The sequence below is a fragment of the Paraclostridium sp. genome (genome assembly GCF_051656405.1).
GTDB lineage: Bacteria > Bacillota > Clostridia > Peptostreptococcales > Peptostreptococcaceae > Paraclostridium.
Window position 1 is genome coordinate 1 of the sequence record NZ_JBOGBV010000022.1, and the last position, 26,554, is coordinate 26,554.

At 29.1% G+C, this 26,554-nt stretch carries 28 protein-coding genes; 26 read left to right on the top strand and 2 right to left on the bottom strand.

Annotation, left to right across the window (positions count from 1 at the left end; all coding sequences use genetic code 11):
* A partial coding sequence (locus ACRDDE_RS03510) for a uracil-xanthine permease family protein (RefSeq protein ID WP_438625558.1) occupies positions 1–1,241 on the top strand: 1,241 nt, incomplete at its 5' end.
* Between the two features lie 28 nt (positions 1,242–1,269).
* Here the strand turns inward: ACRDDE_RS03510 and ACRDDE_RS03515 are convergent.
* Positions 1,270–3,039 carry an Rqc2 family fibronectin-binding protein gene (locus ACRDDE_RS03515; RefSeq protein ID WP_438625560.1) on the bottom strand — a complete coding sequence of 590 codons (1,770 nt, stop codon included), beginning with the start codon at positions 3,037–3,039 and terminating at the stop codon, positions 1,270–1,272.
* A gap of 180 nt (positions 3,040–3,219) precedes the next feature.
* On the opposite strand from ACRDDE_RS03515, the gene dapF reads away from it, so the two are divergent.
* From dapF to ACRDDE_RS03610, 19 genes are all read left to right on the top strand, one after another.
* Positions 3,220–4,050, top strand: coding sequence for a diaminopimelate epimerase (gene dapF, locus ACRDDE_RS03520; protein ID WP_438625562.1), 831 nt, complete (start codon positions 3,220–3,222; stop codon positions 4,048–4,050).
* A 3-nt stretch (positions 4,051–4,053) separates the two neighbouring features.
* Entirely contained in the window at positions 4,054–4,935 is an 882-nt protein-coding gene (locus tag ACRDDE_RS03525) for a YicC/YloC family endoribonuclease (protein ID WP_438625563.1), read from the top strand.
* A gap of 11 nt (positions 4,936–4,946) precedes the next feature.
* Entirely contained in the window at positions 4,947–5,207 is a 261-nt protein-coding gene (remA, locus tag ACRDDE_RS03530) for an extracellular matrix/biofilm regulator RemA (protein ID WP_021430041.1), read from the top strand.
* Between the two features lie 14 nt (positions 5,208–5,221).
* Positions 5,222–5,836, top strand: a complete 615-nt coding sequence (gene gmk, locus ACRDDE_RS03535) for a guanylate kinase (RefSeq protein WP_438625565.1) — start codon at positions 5,222–5,224, stop codon at positions 5,834–5,836.
* 2 nt (positions 5,837–5,838) lie between these two features.
* The gene (gene rpoZ, locus ACRDDE_RS03540) at positions 5,839–6,108 is read left to right on the top strand and encodes a DNA-directed RNA polymerase subunit omega (protein ID WP_438625566.1); all 270 of its coding nucleotides are present in this window, start codon (positions 5,839–5,841) and stop codon (positions 6,106–6,108) included.
* A 4-nt stretch (positions 6,109–6,112) separates the two neighbouring features.
* On the top strand, positions 6,113–7,312 hold the full coding sequence (gene coaBC, locus ACRDDE_RS03545) for a bifunctional phosphopantothenoylcysteine decarboxylase/phosphopantothenate--cysteine ligase CoaBC (RefSeq protein WP_438625568.1): 1,200 nt from the start codon (positions 6,113–6,115) through the stop codon (positions 7,310–7,312).
* Positions 7,313–7,442: 130 nt separating this feature from the next.
* Complete coding sequence (gene priA, locus ACRDDE_RS03550) at positions 7,443–9,899, top strand: primosomal protein N' (protein WP_438625570.1); 2,457 nt, start codon at positions 7,443–7,445, stop codon at positions 9,897–9,899.
* Between the two features lie 20 nt (positions 9,900–9,919).
* Positions 9,920–10,360, top strand: coding sequence for a peptide deformylase (def, locus tag ACRDDE_RS03555; RefSeq protein ID WP_438625572.1), 441 nt, complete (start codon positions 9,920–9,922; stop codon positions 10,358–10,360).
* Positions 10,361–10,375: 15 nt separating this feature from the next.
* Entirely contained in the window at positions 10,376–11,308 is a 933-nt protein-coding gene (gene fmt / locus ACRDDE_RS03560) for a methionyl-tRNA formyltransferase (RefSeq protein WP_438625574.1), read from the top strand.
* Between the two features lie 4 nt (positions 11,309–11,312).
* On the top strand, positions 11,313–12,047 hold the full coding sequence (locus tag ACRDDE_RS03565) for a DUF116 domain-containing protein (RefSeq protein ID WP_438625576.1): 735 nt from the start codon (positions 11,313–11,315) through the stop codon (positions 12,045–12,047).
* A 2-nt stretch (positions 12,048–12,049) separates the two neighbouring features.
* Positions 12,050–12,748: a zinc metallopeptidase gene (locus tag ACRDDE_RS03570; RefSeq protein ID WP_438625578.1), complete on the top strand. Its 699-nt coding sequence runs from the start codon at positions 12,050–12,052 to the stop codon at positions 12,746–12,748.
* A gap of 58 nt (positions 12,749–12,806) precedes the next feature.
* Entirely contained in the window at positions 12,807–14,132 is a 1,326-nt protein-coding gene (gene rsmB / locus ACRDDE_RS03575; protein ID WP_438625579.1) for a 16S rRNA (cytosine(967)-C(5))-methyltransferase RsmB, read from the top strand.
* An 8-nt stretch (positions 14,133–14,140) separates the two neighbouring features.
* Positions 14,141–15,169: a 23S rRNA (adenine(2503)-C(2))-methyltransferase RlmN gene (gene rlmN, locus ACRDDE_RS03580; RefSeq protein ID WP_438625580.1), complete on the top strand. Its 1,029-nt coding sequence runs from the start codon at positions 14,141–14,143 to the stop codon at positions 15,167–15,169.
* Between the two features lie 16 nt (positions 15,170–15,185).
* Entirely contained in the window at positions 15,186–15,935 is a 750-nt protein-coding gene (locus ACRDDE_RS03585; protein WP_438625582.1) for a Stp1/IreP family PP2C-type Ser/Thr phosphatase, read from the top strand.
* 12 nt (positions 15,936–15,947) lie between these two features.
* Positions 15,948–17,768 (top strand): Stk1 family PASTA domain-containing Ser/Thr kinase, encoded by a 1,821-nt coding sequence (pknB, locus tag ACRDDE_RS03590; RefSeq protein ID WP_438625584.1) that lies wholly within the window; start codon positions 15,948–15,950, stop codon positions 17,766–17,768.
* A gap of 141 nt (positions 17,769–17,909) precedes the next feature.
* Entirely contained in the window at positions 17,910–18,794 is an 885-nt protein-coding gene (gene rsgA, locus ACRDDE_RS03595; RefSeq protein WP_438625586.1) for a ribosome small subunit-dependent GTPase A, read from the top strand.
* Positions 18,795–18,796: 2 nt separating this feature from the next.
* Complete coding sequence (gene rpe / locus ACRDDE_RS03600) at positions 18,797–19,453, top strand: ribulose-phosphate 3-epimerase (protein ID WP_438625588.1); 657 nt, start codon at positions 18,797–18,799, stop codon at positions 19,451–19,453.
* A gap of 9 nt (positions 19,454–19,462) precedes the next feature.
* Positions 19,463–20,113, top strand: a complete 651-nt coding sequence (locus ACRDDE_RS03605; RefSeq protein ID WP_438625590.1) for a thiamine diphosphokinase — start codon at positions 19,463–19,465, stop codon at positions 20,111–20,113.
* Positions 20,114–20,241: 128 nt separating this feature from the next.
* Positions 20,242–20,388 (top strand): hypothetical protein, encoded by a 147-nt coding sequence (locus ACRDDE_RS03610; RefSeq protein WP_021430102.1) that lies wholly within the window; start codon positions 20,242–20,244, stop codon positions 20,386–20,388.
* Between the two features lie 154 nt (positions 20,389–20,542).
* On the opposite strand, the gene rpmB is transcribed toward ACRDDE_RS03610, so the two are convergent.
* Entirely contained in the window at positions 20,543–20,731 is a 189-nt protein-coding gene (rpmB, locus tag ACRDDE_RS03615) for a 50S ribosomal protein L28 (protein ID WP_021122933.1), read from the bottom strand.
* A gap of 208 nt (positions 20,732–20,939) precedes the next feature.
* Here rpmB and ACRDDE_RS03620 point away from each other — a divergent pair, with 208 nt between their 5' ends.
* The 6 genes from ACRDDE_RS03620 to ACRDDE_RS03645 all read left to right on the top strand — a co-directional run.
* Complete coding sequence (locus ACRDDE_RS03620; RefSeq protein WP_021429975.1) at positions 20,940–21,290, top strand: Asp23/Gls24 family envelope stress response protein; 351 nt, start codon at positions 20,940–20,942, stop codon at positions 21,288–21,290.
* A 15-nt stretch (positions 21,291–21,305) separates the two neighbouring features.
* A complete protein-coding gene (locus tag ACRDDE_RS03625; RefSeq protein ID WP_438625592.1) occupies positions 21,306–22,928 on the top strand; it encodes a DAK2 domain-containing protein in 1,623 nt (540 codons plus the stop codon).
* A gap of 73 nt (positions 22,929–23,001) precedes the next feature.
* Positions 23,002–25,062 (top strand): ATP-dependent DNA helicase RecG, encoded by a 2,061-nt coding sequence (gene recG / locus ACRDDE_RS03630; RefSeq protein WP_438625594.1) that lies wholly within the window; start codon positions 23,002–23,004, stop codon positions 25,060–25,062.
* Between the two features lie 41 nt (positions 25,063–25,103).
* The gene (rsmD, locus tag ACRDDE_RS03635; RefSeq protein WP_021430067.1) at positions 25,104–25,658 is read left to right on the top strand and encodes a 16S rRNA (guanine(966)-N(2))-methyltransferase RsmD; all 555 of its coding nucleotides are present in this window, start codon (positions 25,104–25,106) and stop codon (positions 25,656–25,658) included.
* Between the two features lie 2 nt (positions 25,659–25,660).
* Positions 25,661–26,158, top strand: coding sequence for a pantetheine-phosphate adenylyltransferase (coaD, locus tag ACRDDE_RS03640; RefSeq protein WP_021433837.1), 498 nt, complete (start codon positions 25,661–25,663; stop codon positions 26,156–26,158).
* 1 nt (position 26,159) lies between these two features.
* Positions 26,160–26,554 (top strand): hypothetical protein (locus ACRDDE_RS03645; RefSeq protein ID WP_438625596.1); only part of this gene is annotated, 395 nt, incomplete at its 3' end.

Sequence of the window (26,554 nt, forward strand, 5' to 3'; positions counted from 1 at the left end):
AAACAATGTTATCATTACAACATTTATTAGCTATGTTTGGAGCTACAGTTTTAGTACCAATATTAACAGGATTTAATCCAGCGGTTGCTATTTTCTGTGCAGGAGTAGGGACATTAATTTTCCATGCATGTACAAAAGGCGTAGTTCCAGTTTTCCTAGGTTCAAGTTTTGCATTTATACCGGTTATAATAGCTGCTAAAGAAGCTCACAATGGAGATTTAGCATATGCCCAAGGTGGAATAATAATAGCCGGAATTATATATTTAATAATGGCAGCAGTTATAAAAAAAGTAGGCGTAGATAAGATTAAAAAATATTTCCCAGCTCAAGTGGTTGGAGCAATGATAGCAGTTATAGGACTTAATCTATTACCAACTGCAGTTGATATGGCATCAAATAATTTTTTAATAGCAATTATGACATTAGGATTAGCAATAGTAATAAATGTATTTTGTAAAGGATTTATAAAGCAATTAAATATAATAATAGCTGTAGCTATAGGATACACTGTATCTTTAATACTAGGGAATGTAGATATTTCATTTATGAGTACAAATACGGCTCTTTTACAAATACCACAATTTACACTACCAAAATTTAGTTTACAAGCTATAGTTTTAATTGCACCTGTAGTTTTAGCGGTATTCATGGAACATATAGGAGACATGACTACCAATGGAACTGTAGTAGGAAAGAATTTCATAGAAGAACCAGGGCTTCACAGAACGTTAATGGGAGATGCATTGGCTACTATTATGGCAGGATTTTTAGGAGGACCAGCAAATACGACTTATGGAGAAAATACAGCAGTACTTGCTATAACTAAAAATTATGATCCATCAATATTAAGAAGAACTGCTATATGTGCAATATTACTAGCATGTGTAAGCAAGTTTGGAGGGTTTTTACAAAGTATACCTACAGAAGTTATGGGTGGAATAAGTATGATGTTATTCTCTATGATTTCATATGTAGGGTTAAAAACAATAAACGATAGCAAATGTGTAGAAAGTAAAAAGAATATAATAATAATAGCTACTATAATGGTAATAGGCTTAGGAACTACTTACTTAAGTAATAAAGGAATTGTTATAGGAATACCTGTAACTAAAACTGTTACAATTACAGGGTTAAGTTTAGCTGCAATAGTAGGTATTATACTAAATAGAGTATTAAATAAAGAAGACTTCAAAAAGGATACTGAGAAAGAATCAGAAGTTCTTAACTCTCAGCTTATATAATTATAAATAGAAATTAAAAAAACAGGGTTTAACCCTGTTTTTTTAATTTAACTACTAACTCTTCAGCTGGAGTTACATAAATAGTACTATTTGTTTCATATATAACCATTCCTGGTTTAGAACCATTTGGTTTTTTCACATTTTTCTTTAAGGTATAATCAACTGGAACTTGAGCTGACATTTTAGATTTACTGAAAAATGCAGCTAGCATTGCTCCTTCAAAAATAGTTGATTCGGGGATTTCCTTACCATCTGATTTTATTATTACGTGAGAACCTGGGATATTTTTAGTATGCATCCATAAATCATCATTATTAGCGACTCTAAGAGTAAGAAAATCATTTTGCTTATTGTTTTTACCTACCAAGATTGTAAATCCATCAGAAGATAAAAATTCATTTGGTTTAGTAGTCAAAGTATTTTTTTCTTTTTTTGATTTAACCTTGCCACGCATATATCCAAGTTTTTGAAGTTCTTCTTTTATATCGTTAAGTTCAGCTAGGTTATCACAGTTGTCTACACTAAGCATTATATTTTCAAGATAATTAATTTCCTCTAAGCTAAGTTCAACTTGAGCACTTACCTCCTTCTTTGCATGTTTTAATTTAGTATACTTTTTAAAGTATTTTTGAGCGTTTTCAGATGGAGTTAAGTTTGGATTTAAATCAATTTTTACTGTAGAACAGTTTTCATCATAGAAATTTTGAACCTCTACAGACTTCATCCCCTTTTCAACCATATAAATGTATGAAGTTATAAGCTCTCCCTTAATTTTGTAGATCATAGCATTATCAGATTCTTTAAGCTCTAATTCTTGTTTCTTTAATTTATTATAAAGTCTATCTAACTTTATAGATATGCTTTTCTTAAAGTCTGATGCACGTTGATTTATTCTTTCTTTAGCATCTTTATTTGCATAGAAGCTTTCTATTATTGATGAAATACTTTCATTATGAACAACTTTTAATTCATTAAATAGAGATAGATGTATACAACTAAAATCTAAAAGCTTATCAATAGAAGGATCTAAAGCTAAGGATGGATTATAATTTGCATTTTTTAAATCCTGCATAACATTTATAAACTCTACATATAACCTATCAAAGCGTTCATCACTTAAATCTGAAGACATCGTAGAGCTATCTAAATTTGATCTAAAACATATTTCCTTAGATACAGTTGGACTTATGCCTAAAAACTTAGAATATATAGATTTTAATATAGGACCATTAAAATCTTGAAGTAATTCTTTAAACTGATCTTTAGAAATTAATTCAAGTGGATCTAACTTATCTTGAGCAGGAGGTAGTGTATATTTTATACCTGGAAGAAGCTGTCTAACCCTACTAATACTAGGAGGTATTCTTTTTATTGAATCAACTATTTTATCTTCTTCATGAGTTAAAATTATATTACTATGTCTCCCCATTATTTCTATTATTAAATCTTTAGTAGTTTTTGATTTTAATTCATCTAAAGATTCAACAGTGATTTTTACAATTCTCTCAAATCCAATTTGAGAAACGCTAACTATGTTTCCACTTTGAATATACTTTCTAAGTAACATACAAAACATAGGAGCATTCATAGGATTTTCCTTTTTATATGAACTAGAAAGGTAAATTCTAGGATTAGATGAGCTTGCACTAAGTACTAGCTTAAAATTCTCTTTATTGTTTCGTATATGTAAAACTATTTCATCGTTTTCTGGTTGATATATCTTATCTATTTTTCCTCCAACTAACTTAGAAGACAGCTCATCACAGATTGAATGAACAACTAAACCATCGAATGCCATAATATCATTCCTTTCAAAATTTATTAAGTAAGTAAATTATTACACATATAAATAATAATGTGAATATAATATTGAGAATATAGTCTAAAATAATATAGAGTTTACACTCAATATAATTTCCTTTTATGAACAAAATATTGTATAATAAGCTAAGAATTCAATTTTATAGGGGGGATATAAATGAACTTCTGGAAATTACATGGAGTCGGAAATGATTTTATAGCAATTGATGGTAGGTTTGACAATGAAGATTCTAACGACTACTCAGATTTAGCTAAAAAAGTTTGTCATAGAAGATTTGGCGTTGGAGCTGATGGACTACTAGTAGTTAAAACCTCTGATATATCTGATGTAGAAATGGTATATTATAACTCTGATGGATCAAGAGCTAATATGTGTGGAAATGGATTAAGATGTTTTTGTAAGTTTGTGTATGACAATAACATAGTAAAAGATACAGAATTTAGTGTGTACACACTTGACGGAATAAAAAAAATATCTTTAAATATAGAAAGTGAAAAAAATTATACTATAAGAGTAAATATGGGAAAACCAAATTTCAATCCAAAAAACATTCCAGTAAATACAAATAAAGAAGTCTTTATAAAAGAAAAGCTATTAATAAATAATAATGAAGTAGAAGTAAGTTCAATTCTAATGGGAGTGCCACATACTATTGTATTCGTAGATGAACTTATAAAAGAAGATATATATAAATATGGAAAACTTATAGAAGAAAATGAAATTTTCCCAAATAAAACTAACGTTAATTTTGTTAAAGTTGATGATAAAGATAACATACATGTATACACATGGGAAAGAGGATGCGGATATACTCTAGGATGTGGGACAGGTATGACAGCTTCTGTAATTTTAGCTAACTATTTAGGTAAAGTTAATGAAATAGTTAACGTAAAATCAGAAGGTGGAAGCGTAAGAATAGAGCTTCTTGATGATATATATATGATAGGAAATGCAGTTAAAATATGTGAAGGAACTTTGGAGGTATAGCATATGGCTATTAGTATGACAGGGTTTGGAAGAGGCGAATACAAAAATGATAACTATCATTTTACAGTAGAATGTAGAACTATAAACCATAAGTACGTAGATATAAACACACGTCTTCCTAGAAAAATATCTTTTCTAGAGGATAAAATAAGAAATGTAGTCAAAGATTATATAAAAAGAGGTAGAGTTGATTTATATATAAAACTTGACTTAGTAGGTAGTGAAGATGTAAACTTAAAATTTGATGAGAAGTTAGCTTCTGAGTATGTAAATATATTAAATAATATAAAAGACACATTTAACTTACAAGATGATATAACAGTTATGAATATAGCAAAATTCCCTGATATAATAAAAAGTGAAGAAAAAGAAGAAGACGAAGATTTATTATGGTTAATGCTAAGAGATGCATTAAATGACTGTTTAGTTAAGTTAAAAGATATGAGGGTTGAAGAAGGCTTAAAACTTGCTAATGATATAGATATGAGATGTGATTTGTTAAAAGATTATATTGAACAAATAGAAAACTACTCATATAATGTTGTTAATGAATATAAAGAAAAATTAAACGGCAGGATAGCTGATATTTTAGAAAACCCAAGTCTTGTAGATGAAAATAGATTAGCTCAAGAAGTTGCTATATATGCAGATAAATGCAGTATAACAGAAGAAATAGTAAGATTTAAAAGTCATATAACACAACTTAAAAAAGCTATACATAAAGATGAGTCTATAGGAAGAAAAATAGACTTTTTAATACAAGAGATGAACAGAGAAACTAATACTATAGGATCAAAATCATCTGATTTGAATATAACTAATTTAGTTGTTGAAGTAAAAAGCGAACTAGAGAAAATAAGAGAACAGATACAAAACATAGAATAGGAGATGCGTTTATGAGTACGAACCTTATAAATATAGGATATGGGAATGTAGTTATGGCTAACAAGGTAGTTGCTATAGTAAGTCCAGAATCAGCTCCTATAAGAAGATTAATACAAGAAAGCAAAGAAAATGGAAGACTAATTGATGCTACTTATGGTAGAAAGACTAGAGCAGTTATAATAACTGATAGTCAGTATATAATATTATCATCGGTACAACCAGAAACCGTAGCACATAGATTCACAGACAAAGATGATAATATAGAGAATTAGAAAGGAAGATATAGATGAAGAGGAAAGGTTTATTGCTAGTTGTTTCTGGACCGTCAGGAGCAGGAAAAGGAACTATATGTAAAGAATTTTTAAATAATAACGAGGATGTAAAGTTATCAGTTTCAGCTACTACAAGAAATCCAAGAGACGGTGAAGTAGATGGAGTTAACTATTTCTTTGTAACTAAAGATAAGTTTAAATCAATGATAGTTAACAATGAACTGTTAGAGCATGCTCAAATATATGATAATTTTTATGGTACGCCTAAAGCTGCAATTTTAGAAAATCTAGAAAATGGACATGACGTTGTTTTAGAAATAGAAATGCAAGGAGCTAGACAAATAAAAGAAGTTTATCCAGAAGGGGTATTCATATTTATACTTCCTCCATCTCTTGACGAACTTAAAAATAGAATAGTTGGAAGAGGAACAGAAACTGTAGAACAAATAAATAAAAGATTTAGTTGTGCAATGGATGAAATATGTCAAATAGAAAGTTACGATTACTTTATAGTAAATAAAGATGTGAAAAATTCAGCTCAAGAATTAGAACATATAATATCAGCTGAAAAAAATAAAGTTTATAGATACAAAGATAATATAATAAAGAAATTCAAGGAGGAATTATAAAAATGATAAAACCATCAATAAATGAGGTATTAAACCAAATAGATAATAGATACTACTTAGTAGTAACTGTAGCTAAAAGATCTAGAGAATTAATAGATGGAGCTACTCCATACCTTCCTACTACTAAGCATCAAGAAATAAAGCCTGTTACTTTAGCTACTCAAGAAGTTGCAGATAGAAAAATATCATTTAGAAAATTAACTGAGGAAGAAATAGAGATAGAAGAAGCTAAGCACTTATTAGCTCAAACTCAAAATATAATAGAGGAGTAATATCATGCTAAAAGATAAGACTGTTGTTATAGGCGTATGTGGAGGAATAGCTGTTTATAAGGCTTGTGATTTAGTTAGCAAGTTGAAAAAAACAGGTGTAAATGTACATGTAATAATGACCAAATCAGCAACAGAATTTGTAGCTCCACTTACATTTCAGACATTAAGTCAAAACTATGTAGTTGAAGATATGTTTGAATCTCCAAAAACTTGGGATGTAGAACATATATCATTAGCTAAGAAAGCAGATGTATTTGTATTAGCTCCGGCTACTGCAAATGTAATAGGTAAAGTAGCTAATGGGATTGCAGACGACATGTTGACTACGACTATTATGGCTACAAAAGCAAAAGTTCTTATAGCTCCAGCTATGAATACTAATATGTATGAAAATCCTGTTGTACAAAGAAATATGCAAACTTTAAAAGATTTAGATTATAAGTTTGTAGAACCAGAAAGCGGAAGATTAGCTTGCGGAGATATAGGATCAGGAAAACTTGCATCTGTTGATACTATTTTTAATAGTATAATTGAACTTTTAGAAATTAAAAAAGATTTAGAAGGTACTAGCATGATAATAACTGCTGGACCTACAGTTGAAAGTATTGATCCAGTAAGATACATAACTAATAGATCAACTGGAAAAATGGGATACTCTATAGCTAAAAAGGCAATAGAAAGAGGAGCAGACGTAACATTAGTATCTGGGCCTACAAATATAGTTCCACCTCAGAATTTAAAGAAATTTATTCAAATAGAATCAGCAGAAGATATGTATAATGCTGTTTTAGAAAATATGGATGAAAATCAAGTTATTATAAAGAGCGCTGCAGTTGCAGATTATAGACCTAAGGAATACTCAGATAATAAAATAAAAAAATCTGATGATGATTTAAGTATAAGACTAGATAGAACTAAAGATATTGCTTTAGAATTAGGAAAAATAAAAAACAATAAGATTTTAGTTGGATTTGCAGCAGAAACTAATGATTTATTAGAAAATGCTAAAAATAAAATTCAAAAGAAAAATTTAGATTTTATCGTGGCAAATGACTTAACTCAAGATGGTGCTGGATTTGGTGTTGATACCAATATAGTTAAGATTATAGATAGAGAGGGTGTTGTACAAGAACATCCTAAAATGAAAAAAGAAGAGGTAGCAGATGTTATCTTAGACAAAATAAAAACTCTATTAAACAAATAAGCATCTATATTTATATAGATGCTTAATTTTCATTTATAGGCAAATGAAATAGATATAATATATGAACTTATAAAGAATGAACTTACTGTAAATGATAATAACGATATAAATTTGAAATAGAGGTTAAATTATGAAGCGATTTGCAAAAGTGATAGTGAGAAATAACTCTATATACACTGACAATTTATTTACATATGAAATTCCAGGGTTTTTAAGTGAAAATATAAAAATTGGACATAGAGTACTAGTTCCTTTTGGAATTTATAATAAGCCAGTAGAAGCATTTGTATTTGATATTGTGAGCGAATTAGATGAAGATATAAAGACTAAAAAAGTAGTAGATGTATTAGATGAAGAACCAATTTTTTCAAAAGATGATATAAGCTTAATTGGGTGGATGAGAAATAAATACTTATGTACTTACATAGATTGTATAAACTTATTGTATCCAAAAGGTTATAAGTTAAATAATTATAAAGTTTTAACACTTATAAATGATAATCTAGATAATTTAAGTGATAGTGAAATGAATTTAATAAAAATAATTAAAGAAAATAATGGATGTATAAAACTTGAAAAAATAAAGAAAATACCAAATTTAAATAACTTAATATATAAACTACAGAAAAAAAATATTATAGATGTAAAATGGGAATATAAAAACCATAAAAACGAGAAAAAAGATTATATTATAGATATATCTAAAAAAATAAATGACATAGATATCTATATAATAGAAAATAAGGTAAGGCTAGGAAGTAAGCAAAAAGAAATTATTAAGTTTGTACAAGAAAAGAAACCTATAGAATTAAGTAAAATAAATGAAGTATTCCCCTCATGTAGACAAAGTATCTTAAAATTAAAAGAAAAAGGTCTTGTATGTGTTGAAGAAATAGATTTATATAGAAAACCTAAAGAAATATATTCTGTAGAGGATAAAAAAATAAATTTAAATGAAGAACAATTAAATGCAGTAAATATTATAAAAAGCGAAATGTTTGAGGAAAATAAAAAACCATATATGATACACGGAGTAACTGGAAGTGGAAAGACAGAAGTATATATGGAAATAATAGAGTATTCCTTAAGTCAAGGATTAGATAGTATTGTTTTAGTCCCAGAAATTTCACTAACACCACAGACTATATCAAGATTTAAAAATAAATTTGGAGACATAGTTGGAGTTTTTCATAGTCAGTTATCAGAAGGTGAAAAACATGATGTGTATAAACAGATAAAAGAGGGGAAAATAAGGATACTTATTGGGGCTAGATCGGCTTTATTTGCTCCATTTACAAGCCTTGGAGTTATAATTATAGATGAATTCCATGAAGGTGCGTATAAGTCTGAGAAGAATCCAAAGTTTAACTCTATAGATGTTGCTAAATATATAGCTAATAAAAGAGATGTTTCCTTAGTTTTAGGGTCAGCGACTCCATCTATTGAAGAATATTTTAATGCATTAAATGGAGAATATAAATTATTAGAAATAAATCAAAGAGCCAATAAAAAACCTATGCCTAAAATCGAAGTTGTAGATATGAAAGAAGAGCTGATGGTAGGTAATAAAAGTATTTTTAGTAATAAATTAAAAGTTGAAATACAAACTGCTTTAAATTGTGGAAATCAAGTTATACTATTTTTAAATAGAAGAGGGTTTTCGAACTTTGTTTCTTGTAGAAAATGCGGCTATGTATTTACTTGTGAAAATTGTGATATATCGCTTACATATCATAAAAAAAATAATACTGGGAAATGCCATTATTGTGGATATGAAAAAGAAATTCCAAAAGAATGTCCAGAGTGTAAAAGTAAATATATAAAACCATTTGGAATAGGAACTCAAAAAATAGAAGAAGAAATAAAGTTAATTTTTCCAAATATAAATGTATTAAGGCTAGATAAGGATACAACATCTAGAAAAGGTGAATTTGAAAATATACTAAATGATTTTAAAAATAAAAAAGCAGATGTATTAATAGGTACTCAAATGCTTAGTAAAGGTTTAGATTTTGAAAATGTTACTTTGGTAGGGATTTTATCTGCGGATATGATTTTGAAATTCCCTGACTTTAGAAGTTCTGAAACTACATTCCAGTTAATAACTCAAGTAGCAGGAAGAGCAGGAAGATCTGAAAAAGAAGGTAAAGTTATATTACAAACTTACGATACTGACCATTATGCAATTAGACATGCAATGAAATATGATTTTAAAGGCTTTTATGAAGATGAAATTAAAATAAGAAAAGCATTTGAATATGCTCCTTTTAATAATATGATTAGTGTTGTAATTAGTGGAAAAGATAATGCTAAGGTAGAGAAAAATGCCAGAAAAATGTATGATTCATTAGCTTATCTATTAAGAGAACGAGGTGTAAGTAATTTAGAGTTCATATTAGGTCCAAATCCTTGTTCTATAAGCAAGATAAATCAAAATTTTAGATGGCAAATACTATTTAAAGATGATGATATTGAAATTAATCTATTAAAGGGTATAATAAAATATATATGTATAACTAAGCGCGATGTAGTTTTTGATAAGGATACAAATATATCAATAGATATAAACCCTTATAGTGTATTATAAAATTTTAGGAGGAATATAAAATGGCGTTAAGACAAATAGTTCAAATAGGAGAACCGGTATTAAGAAAAAAGTGTAAATATGTTGAAAAAATCGATGATAAAATAATCCAATTATTAGATGATATGGTAGATACTATGTATGAGGCTGATGGAGTAGGACTTGCAGCTCCTCAAGTTGGAATATTAAAAAGAATAGCTGTAATAGATGTAGGAGATGGGATTATAGAACTAATAAATCCAGAAATAATAGAAACTTCTGGAACTCAAACTGATGATGAAGGATGTTTAAGTGTTGTAAATGAGTGTGGGCCTGTAACAAGACCATATTATGCAAAAGTTAGAGCTATGAATAGAAAAGGGGAAATGTTTGAAATAGAAGGTGAAGAACTTTTAGCAAGAGCATTTTGCCATGAGATAGATCATTTAGATGGAATATTATTTGTAGATAAAATTGAGAAGTAGTAGGAGTTGAAAAATATGAAAATAGTATTTATGGGAACTCCAGAATTTGCAGTTCCGTGCTTACAGAAAATAATAGATGAAGGTCACGAAGTTGTAGCAGTAGTTACTCAACCAGATAAACCTAAGGGTAGAGGTAAAAAATTAGCTATGCCGCCAGTAAAGGAATTAGCTTTAGAATATGATATACCAGTATATCAACCTTTAAAAGCTAGGGAAGAATCATTTGTGGATACATTAAAAGAAATAAAGCCAGAACTTATAGTGGTTGTAGCTTTTGGACAAATACTTCCAAAGAGTATTTTAGATATTCCTAAATATGGATGTGTTAATGTACATGCTTCTTTACTACCAAGATACAGGGGAGCAGCTCCTTTAAATTGGGTTATAATAAATGGAGAAGAAAAAACAGGTGTAACTACAATGTATATGGATGAAGGCCTTGACACTGGAGATATGATATTAAAAAGTGAAATACTTTTAGATGATGAAATAACAGCAGGAGAGCTTCATGATAAAATGATGATAGATGGGGCTGAAGTTTTAAAAGAAACTATAGACTTAATAGAAAAAGGAGAGGCTCCTAGAGAGAAACAAAGTAATGAAGATACTTGTTACTCACCTATAATGAATAAGTCACTAGGAAATATAGACTGGAATAAATCAGCTATAGACATACATAATCTTGTAAGAGGAATAAATCCATGGCCTAGTGCTTATACAACTTATGAAGGTCAAACTATGAAAATATGGAAAACTAAAGTTATAGATAAAAACAGTGATAAAGAGCCTGGAACTATAATTAGTGTAGATAAAGAAGGAATAAATGTGTCTACAAGCAAAGGAATAGTTCAGATTAAAGAGATTCAAATATCTGGAAAGAAAAGAATGGAAGTGCCTGAATATATAAAAGGAAATAATATAAACACAGACATTATATTAGGAAGTTAAAATTATGAATTTTAAAAAATACATGACAACTACGGTGTTCTTAATAGGAATATTACTATTTTTATTAGTGGGATTAAATATTTTTATGAATAGTCTTGAAAATATATTTTCTATATTGGTAAATGGGGTAATAATATTATTATTAATTATTACTATATTTTCAACTTTAGTTACCTATATGGTTGTAAATGATAAAAGAGTAAACAAATATATAATGAAGTTTAACTTTAGTATAGTTAGCTTTTTATATCCTGTACTTATAGTTTTAGGAAATACTTTAAATGTGCCTAAAAATGAAATAAGAAAAGTATATATAAAATTAAATAATAATTATATATATAGTAATAGGTATAAGATAAAGGCTGAAGATATACTTATTTTAATACCACATTGTATTCAAAAAAGTGAATGTAAATTAAAGATAACTACAAATGTAAGAAATTGCAAAAGTTGTGGACTTTGTAATGTAAAAGATTTAATAGATTTACAAGATAAGTACAATGTACAGGTATTTATAGCAACTGGAGGTACATTGGCTAGAAAGAAAATAAAAGAAACTAGACCTAAGGCTGTAGTTGCTGTAGCTTGCGAGAGAGATTTAACTGCAGGAGTACAAGATATAAGACAAGTACCAGTTTTAGGAGTATTTAACAAAAGACCTAATGGGCCTTGTGTAGATACAAAAATTGATGCAAATGAAGTTGAAAATGCAATAAAATTCTTTATAGGAGAGTGTTAAATATGATGCACTATGGCTATGGATATTATTTTGATCCGACATTGTTTATTTTAATACCAGGTATATTATTTACTATGTATGCTCAGTTCAAAGTAAGTAGTACAACAAGTAGATACTTTAGAGTTCAAAGTAGATTAGGTTATACAGGAGAACAAACGGCTAGAAAAATATTAGATGCAAATGGACTTTATAATGTTAATGTTGAAATGGTTAGAGGAAGTCTTAGTGACCACTATGATCCAAGAAGCAATGTAGTTAGATTATCACAAGATGTCTATTATGGTACATCTATTACTTCTGTTTCAGTCGCAGCACATGAATGTGGGCATGCAATTCAACATGCTAAGGGGTATGCACCTCTTCAAATGAGAAGTAGCTTAGTTCCTGTAGTGAACTTTGCATCTAATATATCTTGGTTTTTAATATTCATAGGACTATTTATGACAGGTCCTTTCTTAAAAATTGGTATATTATTATTTTCAGCATCTGTAATATTCCAAATAATCACATTACCAGTAGAATTCAATGCGTCTAGTAGAGCTATGGTTCAAATTGGGAATGAAGGTATATTAGAAGGAAAAGAGATAAAACAAGGGAGAGAAGTACTAACAGCAGCTGCTTTAACATATGTTGCAGCAGCATTAGCATCAGTGCTTCAATTATTAAGATTAATTGCAATATCACAAAGACGTGATGATTAATAGAGATTGTCCTAGGGGTTTCTAGGACTTTTTCTATTTAAATATATGGAGGTATTTAATGAACGCAAGAGAATTAGCATTTAAAACATTATACGATATAGAAAGAAATAAAAATTATTCAAATCTATCTATTAACAAAAATTTTAAAAACGTAAATATAAGTGATCAGGAAAAAGGTCTTGCAACAGAACTTATTTATGGAATTATAGAAAATAAATATTATTTAAATTATATAATAGATAAATTATCTAAGATAAAATCGAAAAAAATGTCAACCTATGTTAAAATATCATTATGGTTAGGAATTTATCAAATACTATTTTTAGACAGTATAAAAGAGCATGCAGCAGTAAACGAGAGCGTTTCGCTTATTAAGAAATATGATGAAAAGTCATCAGGATTTGTGAATGCTATACTTAGAAATGTACTAAGAAACAAAGAGACTATAATGTATATAGAAAAAGAAAACAAGGTAGATACTTTATCTATAAAGTATTCATATAGCCCATGGATAATTCAAAAATGGATGAATGTATTTGGAGAAGAATTTACAGAGGATTTATTAGAAGCTAATTCTGAAAAACCTAATTTATATATAAGAGTAAATACAACTAAAATAACTAAAGATGAATTAATCGAAAAGTTAAAGGCTCAAGGAATTGTATGTAGCAAAGTCAATGGAATTGATGAAGCTATAATGGTACAAAATCTTAAAAATATAGAAGGTAATAAGTTATTTAGAGACGGCCTTTTCACAATTCAAGATATAAGTTCTATGCTTGTAGGAAAAGTAACTAATCCAAAAGAAGGTAGTTTGGTTTTAGATATGTGTAGTGCACCAGGAGGCAAAACAACACATTTGGCAACTTTAATGAATAATAGTGGACAAGTTATAGCAAGAGATATATTTGAACATAAATTAAAACTTATAAATAATACTGTTAACAGATTGGGATTAAAAAATGTAAAAGTAGAAAACTTAGATGCCTTAGAAATAGATGAGAGTAGTATAGATAAATTCGATTATGTAGTATCGGATGTTCCTTGTTCTGGAATGGGAATAATAAAAAGAAAACCAGAAATAAAGTTTAAAAAAGAAGAAGAACTTAAAGACTTACCGGTTATACAAGGCGCTATTTTAAATAATGCAGCTAAGTATGTTAAAGTTGGTGGTCATTTAATATATAGTACTTGTACTATACACGATGAAGAAAATATAGATATAATTAATAAATTCTTACAAGATAATGAAAAATTTGAATTAGAACCTATTGATGAAGTTAAGATTGATTTAGATAATCAAGATAAAGGATATATAAAAATTTATCCAAATATACATGGTATGGACGGATTTTTTATAGCAAAACTTAAGAGAGTAAGGTAGGCAATTATATGGATAATAAGACGTGTTTAAAAAATTTAACTGAAGAAGAAATAAAAGAGTTTTTAAAAAGTATAGGAGAGAAAGCTTTTAGAGGATCTCAAATATTTAGCTGGATTTATAAAGGAGCAAAATCTTTTGATGATATGAATAATATACCAAAAGCTCTAAGAGAAAAATTAGATGAGGTTTCATATATAGGCAGCTTAGATGTTGAATTAAAATTAGAATCTAAAATTGATGGAACTAGAAAGTATTTATTTTTACTTAATGATGGGAATATAATAGAAAGTGTAATGATGGAATATGAACATGGCGTAACTGTATGTATATCAAATCAAGTTGGATGTAGAATGGGATGTAGATTTTGCGCATCTACTATAGATGGATTACTAAGAAATTTAGAACCTTGGGAAATATTAGATCAAATAATCCAAATTCAAGAGGATATAGGTAAAAGAGTGTCAAATATTGTATTGATGGGAAGTGGTGAACCTCTTGATAATTTTGATAATACTAAGCAGTTTTTAAAATTAGTAAATGAAAAGAATGGGCTTAATATAGGATATAGACATATTACATTATCAACATGTGGAGTAGTTCCTAAAATGTATGAATTAGCAGATTTGAAAATTCCTATAAACTTAGCATTGTCACTGCATTCTCCTTTTGATAAATCAAGAAAAGAAATAATGCCAATAGCAAATGCATATTCAATAAAGGAAGTTATAGATGCGTGTAAATACTATATAGAAAGTACTAATAGAAGAGTTACGTTTGAGTATTCATTAATAAAAGGTGTAAATGATTCTGTCGATGATGCGAATCAATTATCTAAAATTTTAAAGGGTATGTTATGTCATGTTAACTTAATACCTATAAACAAAGTGGAAGAAAGAGATTATGAAAAACCAGATAAAACTTATGTATATAAATTTAGAGATATGTTAAATGAAAAAAATATACCAGCTACTGTAAGAAGAGAAATGGGAGCGGATATAAATGGAGCTTGTGGTCAATTAAGAAGAAAACACAAATAGATGAAGGGGGAAAATTATGAAATATAGTTGTATTTCCCATATTGGAAGAATAAGAAAAAATAACGAAGACTATTGCAAAGGTGAAATTATATCAACAAATTCGGGAGACATAGGAATATTTGCAATAGCTGACGGTATGGGTGGCCATAATAAGGGTGAAGTTGCAAGTGAATTAGCTGTAGAAAATATAGTGAAGTTTTTGAAAAATAACTTAGTTCAAAATGAATTTGTAAAAATAAATTATATAGATGATATTCTTAAACAAGCTTATAATAACGTAAACTCTATAATATACAAAAAATCTAAAGATGATGAAATATGCACTGGTATGGGGACTACATTAACAACTGTAATAATCCATAAGGGCAAAGTATATATTGCAAATGTAGGAGATAGCAGATGCTATATGCTACACGATGGAAATTTTGAAAAAATTACAAAAGATCATTCTTTAGTCGAAGAACTTATAGCAAAGCATGCTATAACTGAAGAAGAAGCAAAAACACACCCAAATAGAAATATTATAACAAGAGCTCTGGGAACGGAACAAATTATATTAGTTGATATTTACAAAAAAGATATTAATAAAGATGATAAAGTTTTATTAGCTACTGATGGATTAACAGGGTTTGTAGATAAAAGTGAAATAAATGAAATTATATCTAAAGATGATGAAGTAGAAATTATAGCTGAAGATTTAATAAATAAGGCGAATGAACTATCAGGGAAAGACAATGTATCGGTTATATTAGTTAATTATAATTAGGATGGTGATATAGTGGGAGAAACAGTTTTAGGAAATAGATATGAAATAATAAAAAAAATAGGCGATGGAGGCATGGCTTTTGTATATGAAGCTAGAGATAAGCTTTTAAACAGAACTGTAGCCATAAAGGTTTTAAGACCAGAATTTGTGGATGATGAAGAATTCTTAACTAAATTTAAACGAGAAGCTGAAGCCGTTGCAAGTCTTTCGCATCCTAACATTGTAAATGTATATGATGTAGGAGAAGATGGAAAAGTTCATTACATAGTAATGGAGCTTATAGAAGGACAAAATTTAAAGGATATAATAAAAAATGAAGGTACTTTAGATGAATATACAGCGTTAGATATAGCTAAACAAATAGCAAAAGCATTAGGTGCGGCACATAGAAAAGGGATTATACATAGAGATATAAAACCTCATAATATACTTATATCTAATGAAGGAAGACTTGTTAAAGTTGCTGACTTTGGGATAGCTAAGGCTGTATCTAGTTCAACTATAACAAGTACTGGAAGTGTAATAGGTTCGGTACACTATTTTTCACCAGAACAAGCTAAGGGAAAATTTGTTTCAAATACAACAGACTTATACTCTTTAGGTATCGTATTATACGAAATGATAATAGGAAGGGTTCCTTTTACAGGAGAAAGTCCTATATCTATAGCACTTCAACATATAAATGAAGAGATAGAATTTACTCAAGAAGAGAAAGTTTCTATTCCTCAAAGTGTTAGAAATATAATAAAGAAATTAACTTCAAAGTCTAGTGCTGATAGATATCAAGGTGCAGACGAATTAATAGAAGATATAGAGTATATAGAAAAAAATATAGATTTAGATTTTATAAAAGAATATGATAATTACGCTACTCAAAAAATAGATGAAGCTGAATTAAATAAAGCTTTAAAGTTGGCGGAGACTAAACCACAAAATATATATGAAGAAGATGACGTAGAAGAAGAACTAGACAATGTAGTTCCTATAAAATCTTCTTCAAGGAGAAATAAGAAAAAGAATAAAAAAGAGGATAATCCTAAAAGTAAAAAAAGATGGAAAATAGCAGCTATAGTTTTAACTTTGGTGCTTATAACACAAATCGCAGTTATAGCCAAAATTGCTTTAGGATTTAAAAATAAGGATACAGCAGAAGGAACTGCTCCGAATTTAGTAAACATGGAACTTGATGAAGCCCAAAAGAAAGCTGATGAGTTGGGACTAAATATAAGGGTTAGTATAGAGGAATACAGTGATAGCGTTGAAAAAAATCATGTAATATCACAAACTCCAAATGCTGGAACTCCTGTTAATCCAGGAGATACAATTACTTTAACTATAAGTAAGGGGCAAAGTCAAACATCTATACCAAGCGTTGTAGGTAAGACGTTAGGAGAAGCTGGAAATATTTTAAAAGAAAATAAACTACAATTAGGAAATGTAAAATATGTAGATAGTAATGAAGCTAAAGATATAGTTGTAGCTCAAAATCCAAACTCTGGAAATATAAAGCCGGGGGATAAGGTAAATGTAGAAGTTAGTAAAGGACCTCAACAAAAGCCAGAACCTAAACCTGAAGAGCCAAAAGAGCCAGAGACACCAACAGAACCAGAAAAACCAACAGAACCAGAAAAACCAACTGATCCAGGAACAGGAGGATCTGGTAATGAGGGAGGCACAACTGATCCAGGAACAGGAGAAACTGGAGGAGATGGTCAAGGAGGAAGCACTGGAGGAGATCAAGGGAATAATAACGGAGGAGACGGTCAAGGAACAGGGACATCAACACCCCAAGCTCCAGATCATCAAAGTGCGAGTAGTGGAACAAAACACTAGTAGTTCAAATTAAACATGTAATAAATAATAATTATAAAAAGTCCAATGATTAATAATTATTGGACTTTTTTGTAATATTTATGTAAATTAATATAGATAATATTAATTGGAAGTTTAACTAAATTTTATAGGAGGAATTAAATGATAGAAGGAATTATTACAAAAGGTATTGGGGGATTTTATTATATAGATACAAACCAAGGTGTATATGAATGTAGAGCTAGAGGTATATTTAGAAAAGAAAAAATTACTCCTTTAGTAGGCGATAATGTAAAGATAAATATAATTGATGAAGAAAATAAAAAAGGTGTACTTGAAGAAATAGAAGATAGAGACACAGAATTAGTAAGACCGCCAATAGCTAATGTAAATAAAGCGATAATTGTATTTTCTATAAAAAATCCAAATCCAAATTTATCATTACTAGATAGATTCATAGTTTTAGCAGAAAGAGAATCTCTAGATATTGTTATAGTTCTTACAAAGGCTGATTTAGCTACAGATGAAGAACTAAACAAATTAAAAAGCATATATGAAACGAGTGGTTACAAAGTAATACCGGTTAGCAATGAAGCTAAAACAAATATAGATAAGGTAAAAGAGGAATTAAAAGGCAATATAGTTGTATTTGCAGGTCCTTCTGGAGTAGGAAAATCAACTTTATTAAATAATATAGATAGTAAATTTCAACTGCAAACAGGGGAAGTTAGTGATAAAATAAAAAGAGGAAAGCATACAACGAGACATGCAGAACTTTTAAAGTTAGAATGTGGAGGTATGGTAGCAGATACTCCTGGATTTAGTTCATTAACTTTAGATGATATAGAAGAAGGTGAACTAAAGGAATACTTCATAGAATTTGATGAGTTTTCAGATGGGTGCAAATTCGGAGGAAGATGTATGCATGAGAATGAGCCTATATGTGGGGTTAAAGAAGGAGTAAATGAAAATAAAATAGCTAAAGAAAGATATGAAAGCTACTTACAATTACTAAAAGAAAAGAGACAATCAAAGAGGAGGTATTAAGGATGATAAAGATGGCACCATCGATTTTATCAGCAGATTTTGCAAGGTTATTAGAGGATGTTAAGAAAGTGGAAAGAGCAGGTTGTGAATATTTACATATAGATGTTATGGATGGACATTTTGTTCCAAATATAACTTTAGGTCCAGCTATTGTTAAATCATTAAGAAAAGATGTAAATATGGTATTTGATGCTCATTTAATGATAGAGAATCCAGATAACTACATAAAGGATTTTGTAGATGCTGGATGTGACATGATAGTAGTTCATGAAGAGGCGTGTACTCATTTACATAGAACTATACAAAATATTAAATCATTTAATGTTAAAGCTGGTGTTGCATTAAACCCAGCAACGCCTATAGAAAATATTAAATATATACTAAATGATGTAGATATGGTACTTATAATGACGGTGAATCCAGGGTTTGGAGGACAATCATTTATAGGAACAATGATAGATAAAATAAAAGAGTTAAAAGCATTAATAGATGAAAAAGGATTAGATGTGGATATACAAGTTGATGGAGGTATAAAGCCTTCAAATGTAAGTGAAGTTGTAAAAGCAGGAGCTAATGTTATAGTAGCTGGTTCAGCTATATTTAATAGTGATGATATAGAAGCTACTGTTAAAGAATTCAGACTAAATGCATCTAAGTAAGAGGATATTATGAAAGCATGTATTTTATTAAACGGGAAAATAGAAGATTTAAACTTTTTAAAAAAGACAATACATAAAGAAAATTACGATTATATAATCTGTGCAGATGGAGGAGCTAATTTTTTATATAAAATAAAAGTAGTTCCAGATTATATACTTGGAGATTTAGATTCTTTAGAATTAAAAGCCAAAAACTACTTTAAAGAAAAAGGTGTAAACTTTAAAAAATTCCCTGAAAGAAAAAACGAAACAGATACGCAATTATGTATACATTTAGCTAAAGGGTTAGGCATTGTTAATATAGACCTTTTAGGGGCGTTAGGAGGGCGTATAGACCATACGGTCGCTAATATAAACCTTATGTACTATATCAAAAAATTAGGTTTAAATCCTGTAATAAAAAATAATAAAGAAGATTTACATATGATAGAAAATGAGTATATCGATATATTCGGTAAAAAAGGAGACACGATATCTGTTTTACCTGTTAATGGAGATTCTACAGGTATAACTCTTGAAGGTCTTGAATACCCACTTAAAGATGCAACTATAGAATATGGAGATCCGATAGGTATATCAAATGTAATGGAAAGTAATAAATGTAGAATAACTGTCGAGAAAGGAACTTTATTGATAGTTAAAAATATAGAGCCAGTGTAGTTTAAGCTATGCTGGCTCTATATTTTTAACAAAATATCGTATAGCTTGGCCTATTTTTAGTAATTTGTATTAAAGAAAAGAAATCATGAATATGATATTGTAGGAAGTTATTTATAGGAGGGAATAGTTTGAGGAATCAATACAGAAATTTACTTGGAATTTTATGCTTAGCAACGGGATTAACTGTAATTTTAGCGTTGATACTTCCAAATTGGATGTGGATGATACTACTAGCTATTGTCCTTATAGGGTGTGGAGTAATGTTATTTATGTAAAATAAATATTATTTTTAAGGGGGATATTGGAATGAAGGTAATAACTGTTAAATGTCCAAAATTTTTATCTAAGATAATAGTTTTTTTTATGAGAAAAAAATAGTCTTGATACAAAAAAATAAAAGCCTACTGCGTGTAGGCTTTTTTACTAAAACTAAGCTCTTTCAACTTTTCCAGAACGTAAACATCTAGTACAAACTTTTATTCTCTTTGGAGTACCATCTATTATCGCTCTAACGTTTCTTAAGTTAGCAGACCAAGTTCTTCTGCTATGTTTATTTGAGTGGCTCACTTGGTTTCCTGAAACCTTACCTTTACCACATACGTTACATACCTTTGCCATTTTACGTACACCTCCTTAAATGATAACTATAACACTGAAAACACAGTTTATATTAACATAAATCTCTAAAAAATGCAATAGAAATATATATTTGTCTTACACATATTGAAGAAATTCTTGTTATCATATAAAATTATATATATAATTCTATATAAAGTAAATATTAAAGTTAAAAATAAAATTAAAAATAATTTTAGGGGGTCAAACAATGAGCGCTAAAATAAACAACGAATTTGGAACAATAGAAATAGACAAGCATGTTATAGCACAAATAGTATATCAATCTGCGATGGAAAGTTATGGATTAGTAGGACTAGCATATAAGACAAAAGGCATAGTTGAATTATTAAAAGGAGAAAATGCTACTAAAGGTGTTAGCGTACAAGAACTAGAAGACGGAACTATAGCTATAGAACTTTACGTAATAATGCAATATGGAACAAATATATCAACTGTTGCAAATAACATAATAGATAAAGTAAAATATACAATTGAGAAAATAACTGCGTTAAAAGTAAGTAAAATAGATGTTAATGTTCAAGGTATACGAGTTAAGTAATTTAGGAGGAAAAATATGATTCAATATATTGATGGGAAAAATTTAAGAGACATGTTTGTCTCTGGTGCAAATAATCTTCAAAACAGTAAAGATTATGTAGATAAACTGAACGTGTTCCCAGTTCCAGATGGAGACACAGGGACAAATATGTCTCTTACGATATCTTATGCTATGAAAGAATTATCAAAAGTTAGTGAAGATGATATAACTAATATAGGTAAATCTTTAGCAAAAGGATCTTTAATGGGAGCTAGAGGTAACTCAGGTGTTATATTATCTCAAATAATAAGAGGATTCACAAAATCTATAGAAGGAAAAGAAAAACTAAGTTCTATGGATTTAGCTCAAGCATTTAAAAATGGATCAGATACGGCGTATAAGGCTGTTATAAAACCAATAGAAGGAACTATATTAACAGTAGTTAGAGAAAGTGGAGAGTATGCTATAAAAGCTGCTAAGAAAGAGCAAGATATACTGAAATTTTTAGAATTGGTTATAAGAGAAGCTAATGAGTCTTTAGAAAGAACTCCAGATTTACTTAAAAACTTAAAAGACGCTGGAGTTGTTGATTCAGGTGGTAAAGGATTAGTACTTATATATGAAGGTATGTATGAAGCATTAAAAGGTAATGTGATTGCTGCTAATAGGCCAGGGTCATCAAGTTCTTCTTCAGTGGAAGCTATGAAAGGTGAGATAAACACTGATGATATAAAATTTGCTTATTGCACAGAATTTATATTAGAAAGCAATAAAGTAACTTATGATAAAATAAAAGACATAATGTTAGATTATGGAGACAGTTTAGCGGTAGTTGGAGATGAAGGATTAATAAAAGTTCATGTTCATACTAATGAACCTGGATCAGTACTTCAAGAGGCTTTAAAATATGGACAATTAGTTACTATAAAAATAGAGAATATGAAAGTTCAGCATGAAAATATTTTAGTTGAAAATCAAACAGCAGTATCAGAAGAACCTGCTAAGGAATACGGATTTATAGCTACATCAATGGGTAGTGGATTAGCAGATATATTTAAAGACTTTGGAGTTGACTACATAATAGAAGGTGGGCAAACAATGAATCCTAGTACAGAGGATTTCATGAAAGCTATAGAGTCTATAAATGCAGAAAATATTATAATACTACCAAACAATAGTAATATAATAATGGCTGCAAACCAAGCTAAAGCATTAAGTGACAAAAACATAATAGTTATACCAAGTAAAAACGTACCACAAGGATTTACTTCTCTTGTAAGTTTTAATGCTGATGCAAGTGTAGAAGAAAATGAAGCTACAATGGTAGAAGCTTTATCAATGGTAAAATCAGGGCAAGTTACTTATGCAGTTAGAGATACTATTATGAATGATATAGAAGTAAAAGAAGGAAACTTCATAGGAATAGGTGAAGGAAAGCTATTATCGGCAGGAGAAAAGAAAGAAGATATAACTTTAGGATTAATAGAAAAATTAGTAGACGAAGACAGCGCAATTATAACTTTATTCTATGGAGAAGAAGTAACTGAAGAAGAAGCTAACGAGTTTAAATCGATATTAGAAGAAAAATACGAAGATATAGATATAGAACTTTATTATGGCGGTCAGCCAATATACTATTATTTAATATCTGTTGAATAATATTTCAGAAATCCTGTATAATCTTACTATTAGGTAAGTTAAATTATACAGGATTTTTTTTAGGGTGATAAATATGAATAATTTAAATAAAGAAATTAAATATGTAAAAGGAATTGGTCCAAAACGTGCTAATAAATTAAGTAAATTAGGTATATTTACTGTATCTGACTTGCTTTTTTATTTTCCAAGACAATATGAAGATAGAAATAATCTAAGAAAAATATTCGAACTGAAAGATGAAGAAAAAGTAACTATAAGAGCTATTGTAAGTAGTATAGAGACGTCTAATGTTAGAAAGGGTCTAGTTATAACTAAGGTAGGCGTAAGGGATGAAACGGGTTTCGCTAGATTAGTATTTTTTAACCAAGAGTATATAAGTTCTACTTTGAAAAAAGGAGATACTGTATTTGTATTTGGAAAGGTTAAGAAAACTTCTTATGGAATTGAGATGAGTTCTTGTGAAGTTGAACAAATGAGCAACAATCCTAAAAATACATGTGGAATAATGCCTATATATCCACTGACCTATGGATTAACAAATAAAGAGCTTATAAACATAGTGAAAACTGTTTTTAGTAATGAGCAAATTTATATTAAGGAATACCTTCCAAATAAAATTATACAAAAGTATAAACTTTGCAGTATTGATTTTGCAGTTAAAAATATACATTCGCCGACTAATAAAGAAAGTTTAAAAGTAGCACTATACAGATTAGTATTTGAAGAATTTTTAATGCTTCAGCTAGGGCTATTTCTATTCAAAAATGGTGTTACTGAAAAATCTGGTGTTAAGTTCGAAAAAGAGCAAAATCTTGTTAAAATATTAAACTCTTTACCATTTAAACTTACAAACGCACAAAATCGAGCTTTAAATGAAATTATTGATGACATGAACTGTGGAAAAGTAATGAATAGATTGGTTCAAGGAGATGTAGGAAGTGGTAAAACAGTAGTAGCACTTTTAGCATTGGCAAATTGTGTTTTAAATGGCTATCAAGGGGCTTTAATGGCGCCTACTGAGATATTAGCAGAACAACACTTTATATCTTTAAATGAAACGCTATCACCGTTTGGAATTAATGTAGGATTGCTGGTAGGTAGTTTAACGAAAAAACAAAAAGAGAATGTATTACAAAGAGTAAAAGACAATGAAATTGATATTTTAATTGGAACTCATGCGCTTATAGAAGATAAGGTGGAGTTTAACAACTTAGGCATAGTAATAACCGACGAACAACATAGATTTGGAGTTAGACAAAGAAATAAACTTTCAGAAAAGGGATATAATCCTGATATTTTGGTTATGACAGCTACTCCAATTCCTAGAACTTTAGCTTTAATTTTGTATGGAGATTTAGATATATCTATAATTGATGAACTTCCACCAGGAAGACAACCTATTGAAACTTTAGCTGTTTATAAGGATAAGAGGGAAAAAGCGTATAATAGTTTAGTAAGGTCTGAAGTTCAAAAGGGTAGACAAGTTTATATAGTATGCCCTTTGGTAGAAGAAAGTGAAGCTATAGAGGCTAAGGCTGCTGTAGATTTAGTAGAGGAGCTAAAGAGTGAATTTTTTAGTGACTTGAGATTAGGTCTTTTGCATGGTAAAATGAAACCTAGTGAAAAAGATGAAACAATGAAAAAATTTAAGAACAAAGAATTAGATATACTAGTATCGACAACTGTTATTGAAGTTGGAGTAAATGTACCTAATGCAACCCTTATGATAATTGAAAATGCAGAACGATTTGGATTAGCTCAACTACATCAGTTAAGAGGTAGGGTTGGTAGAGGAAGTCATAAGTCTTATTGTATATTGATTTATTCATCAAAATCAGAAGTGTGCTCTCAAAGAATGTCCATCATGGAAGAAACAACAGATGGATTTAAAATCTCAGAAAAAGACCTTGAGATTAGGGGCCCAGGTGAATTTTTTGGAACAAGACAACATGGGTTGCCAGAGCTAAAGGTGGCTAATATATTTAAGCATATGAAGATATTGAAAATAGTTCAACAAGAGGCTAGATATATAATAAGTGAAGATCCAAAACTTAATAATTATGAAAATGAAAAAATAAAAAAAGAAATATTGAAGAAATTTGAAAATAGATTGGAAGAAATATCATTAAATTAGGAAATAATTTGTGATAAAATAAAATGGAAGGAGAAATTATATTGAGAGTAATTTCAGGAAAAGCCAGAGGACTAAAATTAAATACACCTAAAAGTGAAGATGTTAGACCAACTACTGATAGAGTTAAAGAATCTTTATTTAATATAATTAACCCATACATAATGGATGGAGATATTTTAGATTTATTTGCAGGTACAGGGTCTCTAGGTATAGAGTGTTTATCAAGAGGTGCTAACAAATGTGTATTTGTAGATTTAAATAGAAGTAGTATTGATATAGTAAAAAGTAATATAAAAAAAGCTAGGGTAGAAGAAAACAGTGAAGTTATGAATGTTGATTTTAAGTCGGCAATTGAAAGAGTTAAAAATAATTCGTACAAGTTTGATGTTATATTTATGGACCCTCCATATTACAAAGATATGTTCCAAGATGCATTAGAGAGAATTGATAAGTCAAACATACTAAAAGAAGATGGTATTATAGTTGTTGAACATGATACAAAACAAGAATTTCCAGAGAATGTTGGGAACCTAGTTAAAAACAGAAATAAAAAATATGGAAACACTACGCTTACATTTTATAGTATGGAGGATTAATAATGGAAAATACAGTTAGAAAAGCTATATTTGCAGGAAGCTTTGACCCTATAACAAATGGGCATTTAGACATAATAGAAAGAGCTTCTAAATTATTCGATGAACTACAAATAGGGGTACTTTATAATCCGAATAAAAAGGGACTATTTACATTTGAAGAAAGAGTTAAGTTAATAAAAGAATGCACAAACCATATTTCTAATATAAAAATAGTTAGCTTTGATGGGCTTTTAGTCAACTATTGTGAAAAAAATGGTATCCAGACTCTAGTAAGAGGTATAAGAAATGGAGCGGATGTAGAGTATGAACTTCAAATGGCTCATATGAATAAAGAGTTAAATCCAAATATAGAGACTGTAATATTACCTACGACTACTAAGTATTCATACATAAGTTCATCTCTTATAAAAGAAGTGTTAAATTTTGATGCAAATATAGAGAATTTAGTGCCTAAGGTGATTTTAGAAGAATTAAAAAGAAAAACTAATAGGGGGAAATAACATGAATATAGATTTAGAAATAATGGAACTATTAGAGGAGTTAGAAAGTGCTATAAATAATGCAAGTTCAATTCCCTTTTCGCATAAATCAGGAATAGACAAAGAAGAAGTTTTAAGTATTATATCAGACATAAAAGTTATACTTCCAGAAGAAGTTAAACAAGCTGTATGGATAAATAAAGAAAGACAAAAAATACTTAACAATGCGAATCAAGATGCAGAAATTTTGATAGAACAAGCAAAAAAAGAAGCTATCCAAATAATTGAAAAAGCAAATAAAGAAAGTGAAGATATGAAAAAAAATTCCGAAGAAATAATAAAATCATACATAGATTCAGATGGGTTAGTAGTAGAAGCAGAAGAAAAAGCTAAATCTATAGTGGAGAAAGCAGAATA

Bases quoted from the DNA above. Each gene is read 5' to 3' on its own strand.
- ACRDDE_RS03515 (WP_438625560.1), bottom strand. From the start codon at position 3,039: ATGGCATTCGATGGTTTAGTTGTTCATTCAATCTGTGATGAGCTGTCT.
- dapF (WP_438625562.1), top strand. From the start codon at position 3,220: ATGAACTTCTGGAAATTACATGGAGTCGGAAATGATTTTATAGCAATT.
- ACRDDE_RS03525 (WP_438625563.1), top strand. From the start codon at position 4,054: ATGGCTATTAGTATGACAGGGTTTGGAAGAGGCGAATACAAAAATGAT.
- remA (WP_021430041.1), top strand. From the start codon at position 4,947: ATGAGTACGAACCTTATAAATATAGGATATGGGAATGTAGTTATGGCT.
- gmk (WP_438625565.1), top strand. From the start codon at position 5,222: ATGAAGAGGAAAGGTTTATTGCTAGTTGTTTCTGGACCGTCAGGAGCA.
- rpoZ (WP_438625566.1), top strand. From the start codon at position 5,839: ATGATAAAACCATCAATAAATGAGGTATTAAACCAAATAGATAATAGA.
- coaBC (WP_438625568.1), top strand. From the start codon at position 6,113: ATGCTAAAAGATAAGACTGTTGTTATAGGCGTATGTGGAGGAATAGCT.
- priA (WP_438625570.1), top strand. From the start codon at position 7,443: ATGAAGCGATTTGCAAAAGTGATAGTGAGAAATAACTCTATATACACT.
- def (WP_438625572.1), top strand. From the start codon at position 9,920: ATGGCGTTAAGACAAATAGTTCAAATAGGAGAACCGGTATTAAGAAAA.
- fmt (WP_438625574.1), top strand. From the start codon at position 10,376: ATGAAAATAGTATTTATGGGAACTCCAGAATTTGCAGTTCCGTGCTTA.
- ACRDDE_RS03565 (WP_438625576.1), top strand. From the start codon at position 11,313: ATGAATTTTAAAAAATACATGACAACTACGGTGTTCTTAATAGGAATA.
- ACRDDE_RS03570 (WP_438625578.1), top strand. From the start codon at position 12,050: ATGATGCACTATGGCTATGGATATTATTTTGATCCGACATTGTTTATT.
- rsmB (WP_438625579.1), top strand. From the start codon at position 12,807: ATGAACGCAAGAGAATTAGCATTTAAAACATTATACGATATAGAAAGA.
- rlmN (WP_438625580.1), top strand. From the start codon at position 14,141: ATGGATAATAAGACGTGTTTAAAAAATTTAACTGAAGAAGAAATAAAA.
- ACRDDE_RS03585 (WP_438625582.1), top strand. From the start codon at position 15,186: ATGAAATATAGTTGTATTTCCCATATTGGAAGAATAAGAAAAAATAAC.
- rsgA (WP_438625586.1), top strand. From the start codon at position 17,910: ATGATAGAAGGAATTATTACAAAAGGTATTGGGGGATTTTATTATATA.
- rpe (WP_438625588.1), top strand. From the start codon at position 18,797: ATGATAAAGATGGCACCATCGATTTTATCAGCAGATTTTGCAAGGTTA.
- ACRDDE_RS03605 (WP_438625590.1), top strand. From the start codon at position 19,463: ATGAAAGCATGTATTTTATTAAACGGGAAAATAGAAGATTTAAACTTT.
- rpmB (WP_021122933.1), bottom strand. From the start codon at position 20,731: ATGGCAAAGGTATGTAACGTATGTGGTAAAGGTAAGGTTTCAGGAAAC.
- ACRDDE_RS03620 (WP_021429975.1), top strand. From the start codon at position 20,940: ATGAGCGCTAAAATAAACAACGAATTTGGAACAATAGAAATAGACAAG.
- ACRDDE_RS03625 (WP_438625592.1), top strand. From the start codon at position 21,306: ATGATTCAATATATTGATGGGAAAAATTTAAGAGACATGTTTGTCTCT.
- recG (WP_438625594.1), top strand. From the start codon at position 23,002: ATGAATAATTTAAATAAAGAAATTAAATATGTAAAAGGAATTGGTCCA.
- coaD (WP_021433837.1), top strand. From the start codon at position 25,661: ATGGAAAATACAGTTAGAAAAGCTATATTTGCAGGAAGCTTTGACCCT.